Source organism: Streptomyces anulatus (genome assembly GCF_014650675.1).
In the GTDB taxonomy this organism is placed as follows: Bacteria; Actinomycetota; Actinomycetes; order Streptomycetales; family Streptomycetaceae; genus Streptomyces; species Streptomyces anulatus.
In genome coordinates this window covers 703,737-722,004 of sequence record NZ_BMVK01000001.1, presented here as the reverse complement: position 1 = coordinate 722,004, position 18,268 = coordinate 703,737, and the positions used below count along the sequence as shown (strand labels likewise).

Here is an 18,268-nt window from a genome sequence, read left to right as displayed (position 1 = left end):
CCCGAGCCCGTAACCCGAGCCCGAGCCCGAGCCCGAGCCCGAGCCCGAGCCCGAGCCCGAGCCCGAGCCCGAGCCCGAGCCCGAGCCCGAGCCCGTAACCCTGACCGGGTCCGCCCGCCGCCCGCTCAGCTCACGATCGAGCGGGCGAACCCGAGCTCCAGGAGGTCCTGCGGGCGCAGCCGCAACTGGTCGGCGGTGGCGCCGGTCTCCGACGGTGGCCGCTTGAGGATCGCGGCGGCCAGTTCCGGGGCGATGACGGAGAAGTAACTGTCCGCCGTGACATGGGTGTTGTCCGGCGCCGCCAGAGCCAGCGCCCCGCCCGAGCCGCCCTCGCCGATCACCAGCGTCGTCACCGGCACCCGGGCCTCCGCGACGGCCGCGAAGGCGTCCGCGATGGCCGCGCCCGCGCCCGCCCGTTCCGCCTCGGCGTCGTTGGCCGCGCCCGGGGTGTCGACGAGCGTGAGGACGGGGACGCCGAGCCGGTCCGCCAGCCGGATCGTCCGGGCCGCCGCGCGGTACCCGGCCGGGCGGGTCGGCGTCCCGCACTGGGCGACGTACGCCACGGGCAGCCCGTCCGCGCGCAGCCCGAAGCCGCACAGCAGCCCCGGGTCCGCTCCGCCGCACCGGTCCCCGTGGAGGGGGAGCCGGACGCCGAAGTAGTCGGCCAGATACGCCTCCGCGCGGGGCCGCCGGGGATCGCGGGCCGCCGCCACCGCCTCCCGCCCGGTCTCCGGAAGCCGGGCCGCCGACCGTGCGCGGGGCAACGGGGCGGCGGGGAGCGCGCCGTGCGGGCCGAGCGCGCGCAGCCAGTGCGTCAGCGCCCGGGCCAGCTCGCCGGGCGGGACGACCGCGTCCACCTGGCCCGCCGCGAACTGCCCCTCGGCGCTGTACGCGTGAGGATCCGCGTCCGCCGGCCGCACCCGGGACCCGGCGAAGCCGACCTGCGCGCCCGGCAGCGCCAGCACCACATCGGCGCCCGCCCCCACGGTGGCCCAGCCGCCGCCGGTCGTCGGGTCGCGGACCACCGCGATCTGCGGGAGCCCGGCCGCGCGCAGCCGGGTGGAGGCGGCCGCCACCCGCTGGAGCTGGGTGAGCGCGACCATGCCCTCCTGCATGCGGCTGCCGCCGGTGGCGACGAGCGCGAGCAGGGGCAGCCGCCGGGTCAGGGCCAGCTCGTATGCGGCCGCCAGCCGGTCACCCGTCAGCCGTCCCAACGAGCCGCCCAGGAAACCGAATTCGAAGGCGAGCAGCACGCACGCGCGGTCGCCGACGACCCCGGTGCCGTACACCACGGACTCCTCCTCGCCGGTCCGGGTCCCGGCCCGCTCCCGCGCCGCGTCGTAACCGGCCCAGCCGAGCGGTCCGTCCGGTGGCAGGGGGTGCGACGGCGGGCGGTGCTCGGTGAAGCCCGCCGCGCCGGTGAGCAGCGCGATCGTCTCCCGGGCCGTCGCCCGGGCGGGGGAGTCAGCGGGCATGGAGCGACCTCTTCATGATCTTGCCCAGGTCGTTGCGGGGCAGGGCGTCCAGGTAGTGCACGGTGCGCGGGCGCTTGTGCGGGGCCAGTTGGGCCGCCACATGGTCCGCCAGCTCCTCGGCGGAGGGCGGCGAGCCGGGGTCGGCCGCCACCACCCAGGCCACGACCCGTTCGCCCAGGTCCGGGTCCTCCTCGCCGGTCACGGCCGCTTCCCGGACCCCGGGGTGGGCGAGCAGCACGTTCTCGATCTCGCCCGCGCCGATCTTGTAACCGCCGCTCTTGATCAGGTCGGTGGCCTTGCGCCCGACGATCGTCACGTAGCCGTCCTCGTCCACCGAGCCGACGTCCCCCGTACGGAACCAGCCGTCCGCCGTGTGCGCGGCGGCGGTGGCGTCGGGCCGGTTGAGGTAGCCGGTGAACAGGTTCGGGCCCCGGACCTGGATCTCGCCGATCGCCCCGGGTTCGCCGAGCACCGTGCCGTCCTCCTCCGCCAGGCGCAGCTCCACCCCGGCGAGCGGCGGGCCCACCGTGCCGGGGCGCGGGACGCCGTCCGCCCGGATCCCCGTGTTCATCAGGGTCTCCGTCATCCCGTACCGCTCGATCACCCGCCGCCCGGTCGCCGCCGCGATGCGTTCGTGGTCGTGCACGGGCAGTGCCGCCGAGCCGGAGACCAGCAGCCGGGCCCCGGCCAGCGCCCCGGCCAGCGCGTCCCGCCCGGTGCCCGCCGGGGAGCCGCCCCCGGCTGCCGGGGAGCCGGGTCCGCTCCCGTCCGCCGGGCCGTCCAGCACCTCCGCCAGCCGGTGGTACATCGTCGGCACCCCGAACAGCATGGTGCCGCCGGAGGCCAGCTCACGGGCCACGCCATCGGGCGAGAACCTCCCCAGGTGGCGTACGGAGCCGCCGCGCCGCAGCGGGCCGAGGACGCCCAGGATCAGCCCGTGCACATGGAACAGCGGCAGCGCGTGGACCAGGACGTCGTCGCCGGTCCACCCCCAGGCGTCCTCCAGCGCGTCCAGGGACGCGGCGACGGCCCGCCGGGGCAGGACGGCTCCCTTGGGCGGGCCGGTGGTGCCGGAGGTGTAGACGATCAGGGCGGGGGACCCGGGGTCCTCCTCGGCCGGAAGGGTCCCGCCCGCCGTGTCCTCCGGGTGAGCGCCTGCTGCCCGCGCGTCCACGGTCACGCGCCGCAGCTTCTTTAGCGCGGGCGGCAGCACGTCGTCCGGTCCCGCGAGCACGGCCGTGGGCTTGCTGTCGGCCAGGATGTGCGCCAACTCGCGCTCTCCGGTACGGGGGTTGAGCGGCACGGCCGGGACCCCGGCCCGCAGTGCCGCCACCATCGCGATCACGGTCTCCGGCGTCGGGGTGGCCCAGACGGCGACCCGGCCCGCGTCCGCGATGCGGGCGGCGAGCGCGTCGGCGGCCCCGGCGAGCCGGCCGTAGCTCAGGGAGAGGTCGCCGAAGCGGACGGCCTCCCGGGAGGCCGCCTGGCCGGTGGGGGACTGGAGCGCGGGAAGAAGGAGGGTCACGCCCGGAAGCCTAGGGCTTCCGCCCGGCCCCCGCCCGGACCCGGATGCCGATGAGGGCAGCGTCACCCGGGGTCTCCGGAGGGCGCGCCCGGCCCGTCGCATCGCTGCACGGAGCACCCAATCGCAATTTTGACACGACCTTGACAAATTAATTTTGCGTTGCCAGCATGCAAAAAGCCTCCCCGTTGGGGGAGTTGGAGCGCTCTCTCCAAGAAAAAAGCTGCCTGCGCCCGTGCACCGGCGCAGTCGTCGCACGCCTGCACACCGCACGCCGTACGCCCCGCGCGCCGGGACCCGTACGTCGCAAAGCGCGACAGCGCCTTGCCTGAGGGACCCCACGTACCGTCAGGAAGGAACGACCATGTCACCCGCACCCCCACGGTGGTCCGGATACGCCACCACGCTCGCCGCACTGCTCGCGGCCACGCTCGCCGTTCCCGCCGCAGCACCGGCCGTCGCCGCCGACCCCGAGGCCCGCGCCCCGCGCAGCGCGGCCGACATCCCCGCCGCCGACTACCAGCAGGTCCAACTCGCCCTCGGCGCGGCCGAACTGGGCGAGGCCATGTCGCTGGCCGTGCTGCCGGACCGGTCAGTGCTGCACACCGCCCGCGACGGCACGGTCCGGCTGACCGACGCCGCCGGGGCGACGAAGACCGCAGGGAAGCTCGACGTCTACACCCACGACGAGGAGGGCCTCCAGGGCATCGCCGTCGACCCGGGCTTCTCGACGAACCGCTTCGTCTACCTCTACTACTCGCCGCTCCTGAACACCCCGCCCGGCGACGCCCCCACCACCGGCTCCGCCGCCGACTTCGAGGCGTGGAAAGGGCATCTGAACCTCTCCCGCTTCGTCCTCAAGACCGACGGCACCCTCGACACCGCCAGCGAGAAGGTCGTCCTGGAAGTCGCGAGCGACCGGGGCCAGTGCTGCCACGTCGGCGGCGACATCGACTTCGACGCCGCCGGGAACCTCTACCTCACCACCGGCGACGACACCAACCCCTTCGAGTCGGCCGGCTACGCCCCCATCGACGAACGCACCAACCGCAACCCGCAGTTCGACGCCCAGCGATCCTCCGGCAACACCAACGACCTGCGCGGCAAGCTGCTGCGGATCAAGCCCACGGCCGACGGCGGCTACACCGTCCCGGCAGGCAACCTCTTCGCCCCCGGCACCGCGAACACCCGCCCCGAGATCTACGCGATGGGCTTCCGCAACCCGTTCCGGATGTCCGTCGACAAGAAGTCCGGAGCCGTCTACATCGGCGACTACGGCCCCGACGCGGGCGGCACCGACCCGGCCCGGGGCCCCAGCGGCCAGGTCGAGTTCAACCGCGTCACCCGGCCCGGCAACTTCGGCTGGCCGTACTGCACGGGCACCAACACGCCCACGGAGACGTACGGCGAGTACACCTTCCCCAGCGGCCCGTCCGCCGGGAAGTACGACTGCGCCTCCGGCCCGGCCAACAACTCCTTCCGCAACACCGGCCAGGCCACCCTGCCCCCGGCCCAGCCCGCCTGGATCCGGTACGCAGGCGACGCGGGCTCCCCGCCGGAGTTCGGCGGCGGCTCCGAGTCCCCGATGGCCGGACCCGTGTACAACTTCGACGCGAACCTCGACTCCACCGTGAAGTTCCCGGCCTCCCTCGACGGCCGCTTCTTCGCCACCGAGTACGGCCGCAAGTGGATCAAGCCGGTCGAGGTGAAGGCCGACGGATCACCCGGGACCATCGACACCTTCCCGTGGACCGGCACCCAGGTGATGGACTCCGCGTTCGGACCCGACGGCGCGCTGTACGTCCTCGACTACGGCACCGGCGCGAACAACCAGGCCCTCTACCGCGTCGAACACCTCGCGGGCAGCAACCGCTCCCCGGTCGCCAAGGCCGCCGCCGACCGGACCTCCGGACCCACCCCGCTCGCGGTCTCCTTCTCCTCCGCCGGCAGCGCCGACCCCGAGGGCGGAAACCTCAGCTACGCCTGGGACTTCGGCGACGGAGCCACCTCCACCGCCGCCAATCCCAGCCACACCTACACCACCGCCGGGACCTTCAACCCGACCCTGACCGTCACCGACCCCGAAGGGCTCACCGGCTCCGCGAGCCTGGTCGTGACCGCGGGCAACAGCGCTCCCACCGTCACGCTCAACACCCCGGCGGACGGTTCGCTGTTCTCCTTCGGCGACTCCGTCCCCTTCACCGTGAGCGTCAGCGACCCCGAGGACGGCACGATCGACTGCTCCAAGGTCAAGGTCACCTATCTCCTCGGCCACGACAGCCACCGCCACCAGATCACCTCGAAGAACGGCTGCTCCGGCACCATCGACGTCCCCGTCGACGGGGAGCACGACACCGCCGCCAACATCTACGGGGTCTTCGACGCCGAGTACACCGACGCGGGCGGGCTCACCACGCACAGCGACTCCGTCCTCCAGCCCCGCCACCGCCAGGGCGAGCACTTCGCCGCCCAGAACGGCGTCCAGGTCGCCCCGCACGGCCCCGCCGAGGGCGGCGCGACCGTCGGCTACACGGACAACGGCGACTGGGTCTCCTTCACGCCGTACGTTCTGTCCAACGCCACCTCCCTCACCGCACGGGTCGCCTCCGGCGGCGCGGGCGGCACCCTGGAGGTGCGGGCCGGCTCCGCCACCGGCACGCTGCTGTCCACGCTCACCGTCGCCCCGACGGGCGGCTGGGAGAACTTCGTGGACGTCACGGCGGACGTGAACAACGCCCCCGCCGGATCCACCGAGCTCTTCTTCGTCTTCAAGGGCCCGACGGGCCAGGGCAGCCTCTTCGACCTGGACGCCTTCACGTTCGACACACAGGGAGCGCAGGTGGACCACCGATGAGACGATCCCGTATCCGCCGCGTCGCCTGCGCCGTGGCCCTCACCCTCGGGGCGGCCTTCCTGAGCCCCGGAGTGCAGAGCGCGGCGGCCGCCGACCCGTACCAGGTCCTGGTCTTCTCCAAGACCGCCGGATTCCGCCACGACTCCATCCCGGCGGGCATCACCGCCCTCCAACAGATCGGCGCGGCCAACGAGTTCACCGTCACCGCCACCGAGGACGCGACCGCCTTCACTCCCGCGAACCTCGCCACGTACGAGGCCGTCGTCTTCCTCTCCACCACCGGCGACGTCCTGAACGACACCCAGCAGAGCGCCCTGAAGGGGTACGTGGACGGCGGCGGCGGATTCGTCGGCGTGCACGCGGCGGCCGACACCGAATACGACTGGCCGGAGTACGAGGACCTGGTCGGGGCGTGGTTCCAGAGCCACCCCGCGATCCAGGAGGCCCGCCTCACCACCGAGGACCACGTCCACCCGGCGACCGCGCACCTGGACGACACCTGGACGCGGACCGACGAGTGGTACAACTACCGCTCCAACCCCCGCTCGGACGTCCACGTACTCCAGTCGCTGGACGAATCCAGCTACAGCGGCGGCGAGATGGGCGGAGACCACCCCATCACCTGGTGCCACCCGCAGCAGGAGGGCCGCTCCTTCTACACCGGACTCGGCCACACCATCGAGTCCTTCGCCGACCCGGACTTCCGCCAACTCCTCCTCGGGGGCGTCCAGTACGCGGCCGGAGCCGTCGAGGCCGACTGCGGCGCGGGCGGCCCGGGACCGGACCCGGGCGGCGACAGCGCGGAGGCGGAGGCGTACACCTCCTCCTCCGGCGTCCAGAGCGCCGCCCACGGCTCGGCGAGCGGGGGAGCCACCCTCGGCTACATCGACCACGGCGACTGGGCGGGCTACTCCTCCCTCGACACCGCCGGGGCCACCGCCCTCACCGCCCGGGTCTCCTCGGCCGGCGCGGGCGGCACCATCGAGGTCCGCTCCGGCTCCGCCACCGGGCCGCTCCTCGGCTCCGCGGACGTCGCCCCGACCGGCGGCTGGGAGACCTTCACCGAGGTCACCACCGCCCTCACCGCCGGGACGGGCCCGCTGTTCCTGCGGTTCACCGGGGGAGCGGGCGCCCTCTTCGACGTCGACCGCATCACCCTGACCCGCGCCCCGGCCACCGAGGACGAGGGCTCGTCCAACGTGCACCTCTTCTACTACCCCTGGTACGGCACCCCCGACGGCTCGGGCAGTTGGCGGCACTGGCAGCAGGGCGGCCACACCCCGCCCGACTCCATCGGCGCCGACCTCTACCCGAAGCTCGGCCCGTACGACTCCGGGGACATCGCCGGAGCCGTCGACCAGCACATGAAGTGGGTCCAGCGGTCCGGCGCGGGCGTCATCGTCTACAGCTGGTGGGGGCAAGGGGGCTACGAGGACTCCCTCGCCGGCGACGTCATGGACGCCGCAGCCCGCCACGGCATCGAGGTCGCCTGGCACATCGAGCCGTACGGGGGCCGCACCGCCGAGTCGGTCGTCGACGACATCGCCTATCTGGAAGGGAAGTTCGGCGACCACCCCGCGTTCTACCGGGACGCGGCAAACGGCGACCGCAACGCCTACTACATCTTCGAGAGCCTGAGAATCCAGGACTGGTCCGCGCTGGACGCGGTCGAGGACACCGCCATCGTCCTCGCCCAGACCACCGACACCAGCAAGGTCGACCACTTCGGCGGGATCTACACCTACGACGGCATCGCCGGGGCCACCGCACCCGGCTGGAAGAACGCGGGCGACTACGCCAAGGCCAACGGCCTGGTGTGGGCCCCCTCGGTCGCCCCCGGCTACCTCGACGACCGGGCCGTCCCCGGCAACACCACCCCCACCCTGGGCCGCGAGGACGGCGCGTCCTACGACCTGGAGTGGAACAACGCCCTTGACCCGGCCATCGGCGGCGACCCCACCTGGGTCTCCGTCACCTCGTTCAACGAGTGGCACGAGGGCAGCTCCATCGAACCGGCCTCCTCCAGCCCGCCCCCGGGCCACGGCTACGAGACCTTCGAGGGGGCCTACGGCAGGACCGGGGAGGCCGCCGAGACGGCCTACCTCGACCGGACCGCGTACTGGGCGGACCGGTTCGAGCAGCAGCTCCGGCAGCGCGGGTAGCCGCACCGGACCACCACACGGACGGCCGCGTTCCGGCGGGAGCGCGGCCGTTCCTCCGTACCCGGAGACCTCACTCGTCCCGCTGGATGGCCCGCATCCGCCCGTACGCGTACACACACCCCGCCAGCGCCAGATCGGACAGCAGCATGAAGCCGATCGCGTAACTGTTCTTCGCGCTGTAGATCGCGCCCATCACCAGCGGCGGCACGAAACCGCCCAGCCCGCCCATCGCCCCGACGATGCCCGTCACACTGCCCACCTTCGGCTGCGGCGTCACCTGCGAGACCAGGGCGAACACACTGCCGCTCGCGGTGCCGAGCCCGGCCGCCATGGCCAGCAGCGCGATCGTGCCCACCGGGTTCAGCGGCGGCTCGAAGGCCTGCACGATCGCCATCAGCGCTGCCAGCAGCAGGGCCGCCGAGGTCACCAGCGCCGGGTGCGCCCGGTCCGAGAGCCAGCCGCCGATCGGCCGGAAGACCACCGTGACCAGGGCGAACCCGGCCGCCTTGGTGCCCGCCTCGGTCGGCGACATCTCGTACCAGGTCTTCAGGTACGTCGGCAGATACACCCCGAACGCCACGATGCCGCCGAAGCCGATCGCGTACAGCGCCGACAGCTCCCAGGTCACCCGCAGCTTCCCGGCCTCGCCGAGCCGGTGCGCCAGCGTGTCCGTGGGGATCTTCCGGCCGGGATGGTCGCTGACCAGGACGGCCGCCACCAGCGCGTAGACCACCAGCGCCCCCGCGACCACGAGGAACGGCAGGTTGTCGCCGTGCTTCGCGATGCGCGGGGTGAAGTAGCCCGACAGCGCCACCCCGCCCATGCCCATCCCGAACACGCCCAGGGCGAAGCCCCGTTTGGCGGGCGGGAACCACGAGTTGACCAGCGGAACGCCGATCGCGAAGGTCGTCCCGCCGAGCCCCAGCAGGAAGCCGACCGCGAGCATCGCCCCGTAGGAGTTCTTCGCCGGGATCAGCAGCAGCACCGGCACGATCGTCAGCGCCGACACGAGCGGGAACATCAGCTTCGCGCCGTACTTGTCCGTCAGCGCCCCCACCGGGATCCGGCCGAGCGACCCGACGAGGACCGGCACGGCCACCAGGAAGGACTGCTGGAACGAGCTGAGCCCCAGCCGGTCCTTGTAGTCCCCGGACATCGGTGCGATCAGGTTCCACGCCCAGAAGGTCAGCGCGAAGCCGACCGTGGCCAGGAGGAGGTTGCGGTACGCGGCCGCGGGCGGTGCGGCTGCCGCCGGGGCGGGCGGCTCGGGGGACTGCTTGACGGAGGTGTCCACACCAGCCAGTCAAGGGCGCGGGATACCGCACGGCCCGCCGGACTGCGCCGACCGGGCGACAGCGGGCGCCCTCGGCCTCCCTTCAGCCGATATCGCCACGAGCTGGGACAATCGCGGTATGGATCGGCTGGACAGGGAAATCCTCGGCATTCTCCAGGAGGACGCCCGGATCTCGTACCGGGATCTGGGCGTACGCGTGGGGCTCAGCGCCAACGCGGCGGGCGACCGGGTCCGCCGGATGCGCCGTGACGGGGTCATCCGGGGCTTCACCGTCATCGTGGACCCGGCCGCCGACACCCGTTCGGGCCTGGTCGTCTTCATCGATGTGACCCTGCGCCTCGACACGACGAACGAGGAGTTCGAACGCTCGGTGCTGATGCTGCCCGGAATCACGGAGGTGGTGCACGTGACGGGCGGCCACGACTACCTCGTACGGGCCACCGCCGCCGACCCCGGAGCGCTGGACACCCTGCTGCGCCGGCTGAAACGGGAGGCGGGCATCGCCCACTCCAACACCCGGATCGCCCTGCGGGCGGCCCCGAAGCACTGAGCCGGGCGGCCCGAGAACCCTGAACGCTGAGCCGGGGCGGCCCGAGAACACCGTGCCGGGACGCCCCGAGAACCCTGAGCCGGGCGGCCCCGTGGCGCTGCGCGCCGCCCCGCCGGGGCCCCGGGGCAGACCGGGGCCCGCGCCGCCCCGCCGGTGGCCCCGGGTCAGACCGGGGCCTGCCAGGTCACCGTCGTCGGACGGCCGTCCTCGCCGCGCCCGTCGTCCGCGACCACCAGCCGCACCCCGCTCCGCCCGTCCGGCAGCCGGACCGTGGCGTCCACCTCCACCTCGATGGCCGACACCCCGGGCCTGCGGTGTGCGGCGGCCAGCGCCCCGCGCAGGGCGGCCAGCAGCTCCCGCCCCGTCTCCTCGCCCACCAGCGCGTCCACCGCCCCGGCGAACCGCACCGACGGCGGAAAGCCCAGCAGGGCCGCCGCGCCCCCGGTCTCCCGCAGCACCCGGCCCCGGAAGGTGCTCGGGGCCCCGGCCGGCGGCTGCTGGAGCGCGAAGATCGCGGTGCGGACCTCCTGGATGGTGGAGTCCAGCTCGTCCACGGCCCGCCCCAGCAGCTCACCGGCCTCCGTCTTTCCGTCGCCGCCGGTCTCCTCCGACGCGGCCCGGCGGCGGGTCGACTCCAGCATCATCTCGGTGGCGAAAAGCCGCTGCACCACCAGATCGTGCAGGTCACGGGCGATCCGGTCGCGGTCCTCGTACACCGCGAGCTGCTCCCGGTCGGCCTGCGCGTCCGCCAGCACCAGGGCCAGCGCCGCCTGCGAGGCGAACTGGGTCGCCAGCAGCTTGTCCATCTCCGTGTAGGGCCGCTCACCGCGCCGCCGGGGCAGGGCGAGGGTGCCGATGAGCCGCCCGCCGCTCTGCAGCGGCAGCATCATGCTCGGCCCGAAGCGGGAGCGTACGCCGGTGGTCATCCGGGGATCGGTGGCCGAGTCCTCGACGAAGACCGGTTCGCCGCCGAGCAGCTGCACCAGCACCGGGGAACCGGGCTCGATCACCGTGCCGACGATGCCCGCCGGATCGTCCGGCGTGGACGCGGTGACGATCTCCATCCCGCCCTCCTCCGTCGGCTGGAGGATCACCCCGGCCGACGCGCCCGCCAGCACCCGGGCCCGCTCGGCCACCGTCATCAGCGCGTCGGCCGCGTCGGTACCGGTCAGCAGGGCCGTGGTGACGGCCGCCGCGCCCGCGATCCAGCGCTCGCGCTGCCGGGCCGTCCCGTACAGCCGGGCGTTGCCGATCGCGATGCCCGCCTGGGCGGCGAGGACCCGCAGCAGGGCCAGATCCGTGTCGTCGAACGGCCCCGACGGCTTCTCGGCGACGCAGAGATGCCCGAAGACCTCGGTATGGACCGGGATCGGCGCCCGGAGGAAGCTCCGCGCCGGAGGACGGCCGGGCGGACGGGCCTGCCGGTCCTCCTCGATCAGGGCGGCCGGCCCCCCGCAGGAGTCGTCGGGGAAGAGGTCGAGATGACGCCGCTCCGCCTCCGTCATCCCGGCGGTGTACAGCTCCTCGACCCGGTCCCGGTCCGGGTCGAGCACCCCGAGCGCACCGTGGCGGGCCCCGGTGAGGGCGGTGGAGGCGTCCACGATCTGCTGGAGGGTGGAGCCCAGCTCCAGGTCGCTGCCGACGTTGAGGACCGCCTCCAGGAGGACCGGCAGCCGCCCGACGGCGGACGGGCCTGGCTCCACGGGCCCCTTCACCCGCGCCGTCCGCGCAGGCCGCTCCACCGCCCGGTCCGTGCCGACGCGCTCACCCCGCCAGCGGGTTGAGGACCATCGGCTGGATCTTGCCGTCCAGCATCGCGCCGAGGCCGAGCACCGAGCAGACGTCGGGGCGCTCGGCGATGTGCACCGGCATCCCGGTCGCGTCGCGCAGCATCTGGTCGAGGCCCGGGAGCAGCGCGCTGCCGCCGACCATCATGATTCCCCGGTCCGCGAGATCGGCCACCAGGTCCGGCGGGCAGTCGCGGAGCACCTTGCCCACCCCGTCGAGCACCGCGGTGAGCGGGGTGTGGATGGCCTGCCGTACGGCGGCGGTGTCGACCTGCACCGAGCGGGCCAGACCGGTCGCCACGTCACGGCCGTGGATCTCGGTGAGGGCAGGGCCGGTCAGCTGGAGACCGTTGCCGTGCAGCGCCAGCTGGAGCGGGCGTACGGACTGGCTCGGGAGCAGCAGCTCGTGGTGCTGGCGCAGATGCTGGATGATCGCCTCGTCGATCGCGTTGCCGCCCACCGGGATCCGGACGGCGGTCACGATCGAGCCGAGCGAGAGCACCGCGATCTGCGTGGTGGCGGCCCCGCACACCATGATCATGGTGGCGGTCGGCTGCTCGACCGGCAGCCCGCAGCCCACGGCCGCCGCGATCAGGGTGTCCACCAGCTCGACCCGGCGGGCGCCGAGCCCGACCAGGGTCTCCACCGTCGCGCGCTGGGCCAGCGGATCGGCGTCGTGCGGGGTGCAGGCGGCGGCGCGCAGCCGGGGCTTGCGGCGCAACTGGCGGCGGAGCTTGTCGCCCAGCAGGTGGCGCAGCATCCGCTGGGCCATCTCGATGTCGACGACGGTGCCGCCGGAGACCGGACGGGCCACCCGGATGTACGCGGGGGTGCGGCCGGTCATCTGCTCGGCGAGCGCGCCGACGGCGATGAGGGAGCCGGTACGGGTGTTGACGGCGGCGACGCTCGGTTCGTCGACGACGAGCCCGAGCCCCTTGACGTACACCCGGGTCCTCGCGGCCCCGAGATCGACGGCGACATGGCAACGCTGCAACTGCTCAAGGCTGACGGTCACGGCGAGTTCTCCCGAGAGCGCGGATGGGGGGCACCGGCGGCAGCCGGTCTCTCCTTGCATGGTCGCGCTCTCCCTCCCGTCGCGCGCGCTGAGATGCGCCGTAAGGGGGCCGGAGCTGACGGTTCCTCAGGTCGGCGTGCCCGGAAGCAGCCGCTGGAACAGGCCCCAGGCGAACTCCGCGACCCGCTCCCGGCCGGTGACCGGGTCGGTGACGGCCAGCGACCACCGGGTCGGGGCGCTGCCCTCCATCGGCCGGGCCGGGGGAAAGGCGCGGGCCGCCTCGTCCACGGTGCACGACCACGGGCGCAGTGCGTCGGGGGAGGTCAGCTCCGGTCCGGGCGCGCCCGGGGCCCGCACCAGCCACTCGTTCCACACGGCCCCGCCGGGCCCGGCCATCACCTCGAACCGCAGGTCGGGCCAGAGCGGCACCGGCCACAGCAGCGCCTCGCACTCCAGGTCCCCGACCCGGCGCGGCAGGGCCGCCTCCGGTTCGCCGAGCACGGACCGGTAGCGCCGCAGCGATCCCCGCCCCCGGGGCGCGCGCACCATGGCCTGCCAGCGCCGGTTGGCCTCCCGCATATCGGCGAGGGAGGCGCTCAGCTCGTGCCGGGCCTCCTCGACCAGGCCGGGCTGATGGTCGGCCATCCGGCGCAGCAGGACGAGCTGGAACTGGAGGGGGCCGAAGGGGGCGGGAGCGGTCATGCCGCCCATCCTCCCGCGTGTCAGGCGTATCGGACCGGCTGTCACCGGAATCCGATCTCAGACCGACCGGCAATCGGGGGGCGGCGTCGCGGGGCTGGGCACGCGCATCTGCGGCGTTGTCGTCAATCATCAACGCTCCGCGTTGACTCAATCCTCCGCCTTGCAGCTACACGCACCCAGCCCCGCTCCTTCCCCCACCCCCCGATTGCCGGTCGGTCTTCCTCACAGGATCCTCACCTGTGCGGCTTCCCTGGTTGTTCCGCGCGCGCCTAACCTGCGGGCGCCATGGATTACTGCCACCCGTGCCGACGGCATCTCAACGGAGCTCTGGCCTGCGCCGGGTGCGGTACGCCCGCCGAGGCGCTGGGCCCCTATGCCGTGCCCGCGCCCGCCGGCCCCGCACCGGGTGCGCGTGACGCGCCGGACGGTACGGCCGCGCCCTCCGGCGCGGGCGGCGCCCGACGTGGCACCCGGCGTGATGCCCGGCTCGACGCCCGACGTGATGCCCGCCGCGGCGCCGGGGGCCGGCCCGACGCCCGCCCCGGTTCGCGCCGGCGGGCCCGGGGCGGCCATCGCCGGCGCGGCCGGACCGTCCTGCTCGGAGCCCTCGGGCTGCTCCTCGCGGCGGGTGCGCTGAGCCTCGCGGAGCTGGCCATGGAGCCCGGGCGGGACGACACCGCCGCCGACTTCGTACGCGAGTCGCCGTCCGAGCCGTCCGGGGTCCCGTCGGAGGAGGAGTCCGCCGACGAGCCCCGCGATCCCGGCCCGGTCGCCTCCCGGACCGGGGCGACCGCGGGCCCCGCGACGGACGCCTCACCGGTCGGCACGCGCGGGGGGAGCCCCTCCGGTGCGCCGAGCACCGTGGCCTCCGACCCGGACGAGCCCACCGCCTCCCCGGACCCCGACGACACGGCCCCGTCCGACGCCACCGACAGCCCGCCCGCCGATCCGCCGGAGCCGGACGACCCCCGGGAGCCGACGACCGCGCCCGCACCCCCGCCGCCCCCGGCGGAGCCGACGCCCACCCCCACGCCGTCGCCGACCTGCACCCGCTTCCTGTGGTGGTGCACGTAGGTACAGCGGTCAGTCGGCCTCGCCCAGCATCCGGCGCAGCAGGTCCCGCAGGACCGTGCGCTCGGCGTCGGAGAGGCCGGCCAGCGGCTCCCGGGCGAAGTCCAGCGCGTCCCGCAGCTCACGGGCGGTGCGCCTGCCCTTCTCCGTCGCGGCGGCCAGCTTGATCCGCCGGTCGGACGGATCGGGCCTGCGTTCGACCAGCTCGCGGGTCTCCAGCCGGTCGATGATCCCGGTGACGTTGGACGGCTCGCACTTCAGCCTGAGGGCGATCTTCCGCATCGGCAGGGGCTCCAGCGAGAGCAGCCCGAGGACCCGTGCCTGCGCCCCGGTGAGGGAGTGCTCGGCGGCGGCCCGGTCGTACTCCTCGTGGTAGCGCGCCACGACGGATCCGATGAGCTCGACGACCTCGAGGGTCAGGGGGTCTGTGCGAGTGGTCATGGATCACAGCGTACCGATTTACTTGACATCATGAAATATTCAGGAGCATGGTTGTTTCATGTCATGAAGCTTTTCGCGCCATCGGGCGCGGAAGCGCACCCCTCGTATGACATTGAGGAGAACCCGAGCCCATGTCTGCAGCACTTCCCACGTCCAGCCGTGAATGGCACCTGGTCGCCCGCCCGCACGGCTGGCCCAAGGCCGAGGACTTCGCGCTGCGCGAGGCCGAGGTCGCCGCTCCGGCCGAGGGCCGCGTCCTCGTCCGCAACAAGTACTTCTCGGTCGACCCGTACATGCGCGGCCGGATGAACGACGTGAAGTCCTACACCCCGCCGTTCAAGCTCGACCACCCCATGGACGGCGGCGCGGTCGGCGAGGTCATCGCCTCGAACGCCGAGGGCTTCGCCGTCGGCGACCACGTCCTGCACGGCCTCGGCTGGCGCGAGATCGCCGACGTGCCCGCGAAGCACGCGGTCAAGGTCGACCCCGACCTCGCCCCGCTCTCCGCCTACCTCGGCGTGCTCGGCATGACCGGGCTCACCGCCTACGCGGGCCTGTTCGACGTCGCCTCCTTCAAGGAGGGCGACGCGGTCTTCGTCTCCGGCGCGGCCGGCGCCGTCGGCAGCCAGGTCGGCCAGATGGCGAAGCTCAAGGGCGCCTCCCGGGTCATCGGCTCCGCCGGTTCCGACGAGAAGGTCAAGCTCCTCGTCGAGGAGTACGGCTTCGACGCCGCGTTCAACTACAAGAACGGGCCCGTCCGCGACCAGCTCAGGGAAGCCGCCCCCGACGGCATCGACGTCTACTTCGACAACGTCGGCGGCGAGCACCTCGAAGCCGCGATCTCCTCGTTCAACGTGCACGGCCGCGCCACCATCTGCGGAATGATCGCCCAGTACAACGCGACCGAGCCGACCCCCGGCCCGAGCAACATGGCGCTGATCATCGGCAAGCGGCTGCGCCTCCAGGGCATGCTCGTCAGCGACCACTCCGACCTCCAGCCGCAGTTCGTCCAGGAGGTCGCCGGCTGGCTGGCCTCGGGCGAGCTGAAGTACCGGGAGACGACGGTCGAGGGCATCGAGCAGGGCTACGACGCCTTCGTGGGACTGCTGCGCGGCGAGAACACCGGCAAGATGATCGTTTCCCTGGTCTGACCCGCTCCCTGCCGGTCACGGTCACGCGTTAGGCTCGTCCGCAGGCCGTCGCGATCCGTGGGCGCGAGTCGCGGCGCACCAACCGGAGGAATCCTCACATCATGACCATCCAGAAGATCGACGTCGCCTACACCGCCGTCGCCACCGCCGAGAACGGCCGCGACGGGCGGGTCTCCTCCGACGACGGTCAGCTCGACGTCGTCGTCAACCCGCCGAAGGCCATGGGCGGCAGCGGCGCGGGCACCAACCCCGAGCAGCTCTTCGCGGCCGGCTACAGCGCCTGCTTCCAGGGCGCGCTGGGCGTCGTCGCCCGCCAGGAGAAGGCCGACATCTCCGGCTCGACCGTGACCGCCTCGGTCTCGATCGGCAAGACGGAGGCCGGCGGCTTCGGCCTGGAGGTCGCGATCAGCGCCTCCATCCCGAACGTCGACGCCGCCACCGCGCAGGCGCTCATCGAGAAGGCCCACCAGGTCTGCCCGTACTCGAGCGCCACCCGCGGCAACATCAACGTCGCGCTCTCGGTCGCCTGACCACAGAGCTGCTGACGACAGCGCCGCTGACCACAGCGCCGTGTCGAGGACCGCACCCCACTCCGGGGTGCGGTCCCAGGGGGGCGCCTTGGCGATCAGGCCGGGCTCGCGGGGTCTGGTGCCGCACCTCGCGGCGTTGTCGTCGGTCGCCATGGCTCCGCCATGACTCCCTCCTCCGCCTTGCGATGTACGGCACCAGACCCCGCTCCCTGATCCGGCCTGATCGCCAAGGCGCCCCCCTACCGCTTTCCGCACGCCAGTACGCTGACGCCCATGAGTGATCTCGGGGCGGGTTTCGGCTACTTGATGAAGGGGCAACGCTGGGTTGCCCAACACGGACGATGGTTCGGATTCGGGCTGCTGCCCGGACTCGTCACCCTCGTCGTCTACGCCGGAGCGCTGATCGGACTCGGCTACGGGGCCGACGACTTCGTCGGCTGGGCGACTCCGTTCGCCGACGACTGGTCCTCGCCCTGGCAGGGAATCCTGCGCACCGGGCTGACCGCTCTCGTCTTCGTCTTCGGCCTGTTCCTCGCGGTCATCACCTTCACCGCCGTCACCCTCCTGGTCGGCCAGCCCTTCTACGAGTCGCTCTCCGAAGAGGTCGACCGCAGCGAGGGCGGCGACGTCCCCGAGTCCGGGCTGCCGCTCTGGCGGGAACTGTGGATCTCCGCGCGCGACTCCCTGCGCATCCTGCTGCGCGTCGCCCTCTACGGGATCATCCTCTTCGCCTGCGGTTTCATCCCCGTCATCGGGCAGACCGTCGTCCCCGCGATCGGCTTCTGCGTATCCGGCTACTTCCTGGCCGAGGAGCTGACCGCCGTCGCCCTCCAGCGCCGGGGCATGATCCTCAAGGACCGCCTCGTCCTGCTGCGCGGACGCCGGATGCTGGTGCTCGGCTTCGGCGTCCCGCTGACCCTGGCCTTCCTCGTCCCGTTCGTCGCGGTGTTCCTGATGCCGGGAGCCGTCGCCGGGGCCACCCTCCTCGCCCGCGACCTGGTGGACCCGGACGCGGCGCCGGACCCGGGCCCCGGGCCCGGCACCGCCGACAGCGGTGACGCACCGGCCCCCCGGGCGTGGTCCGCATGACCGAACTGCTGGCGGTCGCCGCCATCACCGTCCTCGCGGTCATCTCGCCGGGCGCCGACTTCGCGATGGTCGTGCGCAACAGCTATCTGTACGGGCGCACCACCGGCGTCCTCGCGGCCACCGGCGTCGCGGCGGGCGTCCTGGTCCACGTCACGTACACGATGCTCGGCGTCGGGCTGCTCATCGCCTCCTCCACCGCCCTGTTCACCGCGGTCAAACTGGCGGGCGCCGCCTATCTGATCTACATCGGGGTGCGCACCTTCCTGGCCCGCGCCGACCTCGACGTCGACCTGACGGACCGGCCGGGGCTCTCCCCGTTCGGGGCGCTGCGCAGCGGCTTCCTCACCAACGCCCTCAACCCGAAGACGACGCTGTTCGTCGTCGCGACCTTCACCCAGGTCGTCGGGCCCGACACCGCCCTGTGGCAGCAGGCGGGCTACGGCCTGTTCATGTCGGCCGCCCACCTCGGCTGGTTCGCCCTCGTCGCGCTGTTCTTCTCGCACTCCAAGCTGCGCGGTGCGATGCTGCGCCGCCAGAAGGCCCTGAACCGTTCGATCGGCTCGGTCCTGGTAGGCCTCGGCGTCACCCTGGGCCTGGCCCGCTGAGCGGAGTGCCGAAGGAGGAG

At 73.2% G+C, this 18,268-nt stretch carries 15 protein-coding genes; 8 read left to right on the top strand and 7 right to left on the bottom strand.

Going from position 1 to position 18,268, the window contains the following annotated elements:
• Positions 1–125: 125 nt before the first annotated feature.
• Both IE272_RS03215 and IE272_RS03210 read right to left on the bottom strand, forming a co-directional pair.
• Entirely contained in the window at positions 126–1,475 is a 1,350-nt protein-coding gene (locus IE272_RS03215) for a carboxyl transferase domain-containing protein (RefSeq protein ID WP_050361348.1), read from the bottom strand.
• Positions 1,465–3,000, bottom strand: a complete 1,536-nt coding sequence (locus IE272_RS03210; protein WP_056706753.1) for an acyl-CoA synthetase — start codon at positions 2,998–3,000, stop codon at positions 1,465–1,467. Before IE272_RS03210 ends, IE272_RS03215 begins: the two co-directional genes overlap by 11 nt.
• Before the next feature lie 361 nt (positions 3,001–3,361).
• Here IE272_RS03210 and IE272_RS03205 point away from each other — a divergent pair, with 361 nt between their 5' ends.
• Complete coding sequence (locus IE272_RS03205) at positions 3,362–5,851, top strand: PQQ-dependent sugar dehydrogenase (RefSeq protein ID WP_190006212.1); 2,490 nt, start codon at positions 3,362–3,364, stop codon at positions 5,849–5,851.
• The gene (locus tag IE272_RS03200; RefSeq protein ID WP_190006211.1) at positions 5,848–8,013 is read left to right on the top strand and encodes a glycoside hydrolase family 99 protein; all 2,166 of its coding nucleotides are present in this window, start codon (positions 5,848–5,850) and stop codon (positions 8,011–8,013) included. The genes IE272_RS03205 and IE272_RS03200 overlap by 4 nt, the downstream gene beginning before the upstream one ends.
• Positions 8,014–8,083: 70 nt before the next feature.
• Here IE272_RS03200 and IE272_RS03195 read toward each other — a convergent pair whose 3' ends face one another.
• The gene (locus tag IE272_RS03195; protein WP_190006210.1) at positions 8,084–9,307 is read right to left on the bottom strand and encodes a nitrate/nitrite transporter; all 1,224 of its coding nucleotides are present in this window, start codon (positions 9,305–9,307) and stop codon (positions 8,084–8,086) included.
• 118 nt (positions 9,308–9,425) lie between these two features.
• Here IE272_RS03195 and IE272_RS03190 point away from each other — a divergent pair, with 118 nt between their 5' ends.
• On the top strand, positions 9,426–9,857 hold the full coding sequence (locus tag IE272_RS03190; protein WP_030078115.1) for an Lrp/AsnC family transcriptional regulator: 432 nt from the start codon (positions 9,426–9,428) through the stop codon (positions 9,855–9,857).
• Between the two features lie 164 nt (positions 9,858–10,021).
• On the opposite strand, the gene IE272_RS03185 is transcribed toward IE272_RS03190, so the two are convergent.
• The 3 genes from IE272_RS03185 to IE272_RS03175 all read right to left on the bottom strand — a co-directional run bounded on the left by IE272_RS03185 (position 10,022) and on the right by IE272_RS03175 (position 13,361).
• Positions 10,022–11,560 carry a sensor histidine kinase gene (locus IE272_RS03185; protein WP_190006209.1) on the bottom strand — a complete coding sequence of 513 codons (1,539 nt, stop codon included), beginning with the start codon at positions 11,558–11,560 and terminating at the stop codon, positions 10,022–10,024.
• A 61-nt stretch (positions 11,561–11,621) separates the two neighbouring features.
• Positions 11,622–12,659, bottom strand: a complete 1,038-nt coding sequence (locus tag IE272_RS03180; protein WP_007449412.1) for a rod shape-determining protein — start codon at positions 12,657–12,659, stop codon at positions 11,622–11,624.
• A gap of 126 nt (positions 12,660–12,785) precedes the next feature.
• The gene (locus tag IE272_RS03175) at positions 12,786–13,361 is read right to left on the bottom strand and encodes a hypothetical protein (protein ID WP_190006208.1); all 576 of its coding nucleotides are present in this window, start codon (positions 13,359–13,361) and stop codon (positions 12,786–12,788) included.
• A 285-nt stretch (positions 13,362–13,646) separates the two neighbouring features.
• On the opposite strand from IE272_RS03175, the gene IE272_RS03170 reads away from it, so the two are divergent.
• Entirely contained in the window at positions 13,647–14,435 is a 789-nt protein-coding gene (locus IE272_RS03170) for an SCO2400 family protein (RefSeq protein WP_190006207.1), read from the top strand.
• A 9-nt stretch (positions 14,436–14,444) separates the two neighbouring features.
• Here the strand turns inward: IE272_RS03170 and IE272_RS03165 are convergent, their stop codons facing one another.
• Positions 14,445–14,873 carry a MarR family winged helix-turn-helix transcriptional regulator gene (locus IE272_RS03165; protein WP_050361340.1) on the bottom strand — a complete coding sequence of 143 codons (429 nt, stop codon included), beginning with the start codon at positions 14,871–14,873 and terminating at the stop codon, positions 14,445–14,447.
• A 131-nt stretch (positions 14,874–15,004) separates the two neighbouring features.
• On the opposite strand from IE272_RS03165, the gene IE272_RS03160 reads away from it, so the two are divergent.
• The 4 genes from IE272_RS03160 (at position 15,005) to IE272_RS03145 (ending at position 18,248) form a co-directional block, all read left to right on the top strand.
• Entirely contained in the window at positions 15,005–16,024 is a 1,020-nt protein-coding gene (locus IE272_RS03160; protein ID WP_050361339.1) for an NADP-dependent oxidoreductase, read from the top strand.
• A gap of 101 nt (positions 16,025–16,125) precedes the next feature.
• Positions 16,126–16,554 (top strand): organic hydroperoxide resistance protein, encoded by a 429-nt coding sequence (locus tag IE272_RS03155; RefSeq protein WP_007449407.1) that lies wholly within the window; start codon positions 16,126–16,128, stop codon positions 16,552–16,554.
• A 273-nt stretch (positions 16,555–16,827) separates the two neighbouring features.
• Entirely contained in the window at positions 16,828–17,643 is an 816-nt protein-coding gene (locus IE272_RS03150) for an EI24 domain-containing protein (protein ID WP_057662464.1), read from the top strand.
• On the top strand, positions 17,640–18,248 hold the full coding sequence (locus IE272_RS03145) for a LysE family translocator (protein ID WP_032791275.1): 609 nt from the start codon (positions 17,640–17,642) through the stop codon (positions 18,246–18,248). The genes IE272_RS03150 and IE272_RS03145 overlap by 4 nt, the downstream gene beginning before the upstream one ends.
• The last annotated feature ends 20 nt before the right edge of the window (positions 18,249–18,268 follow it).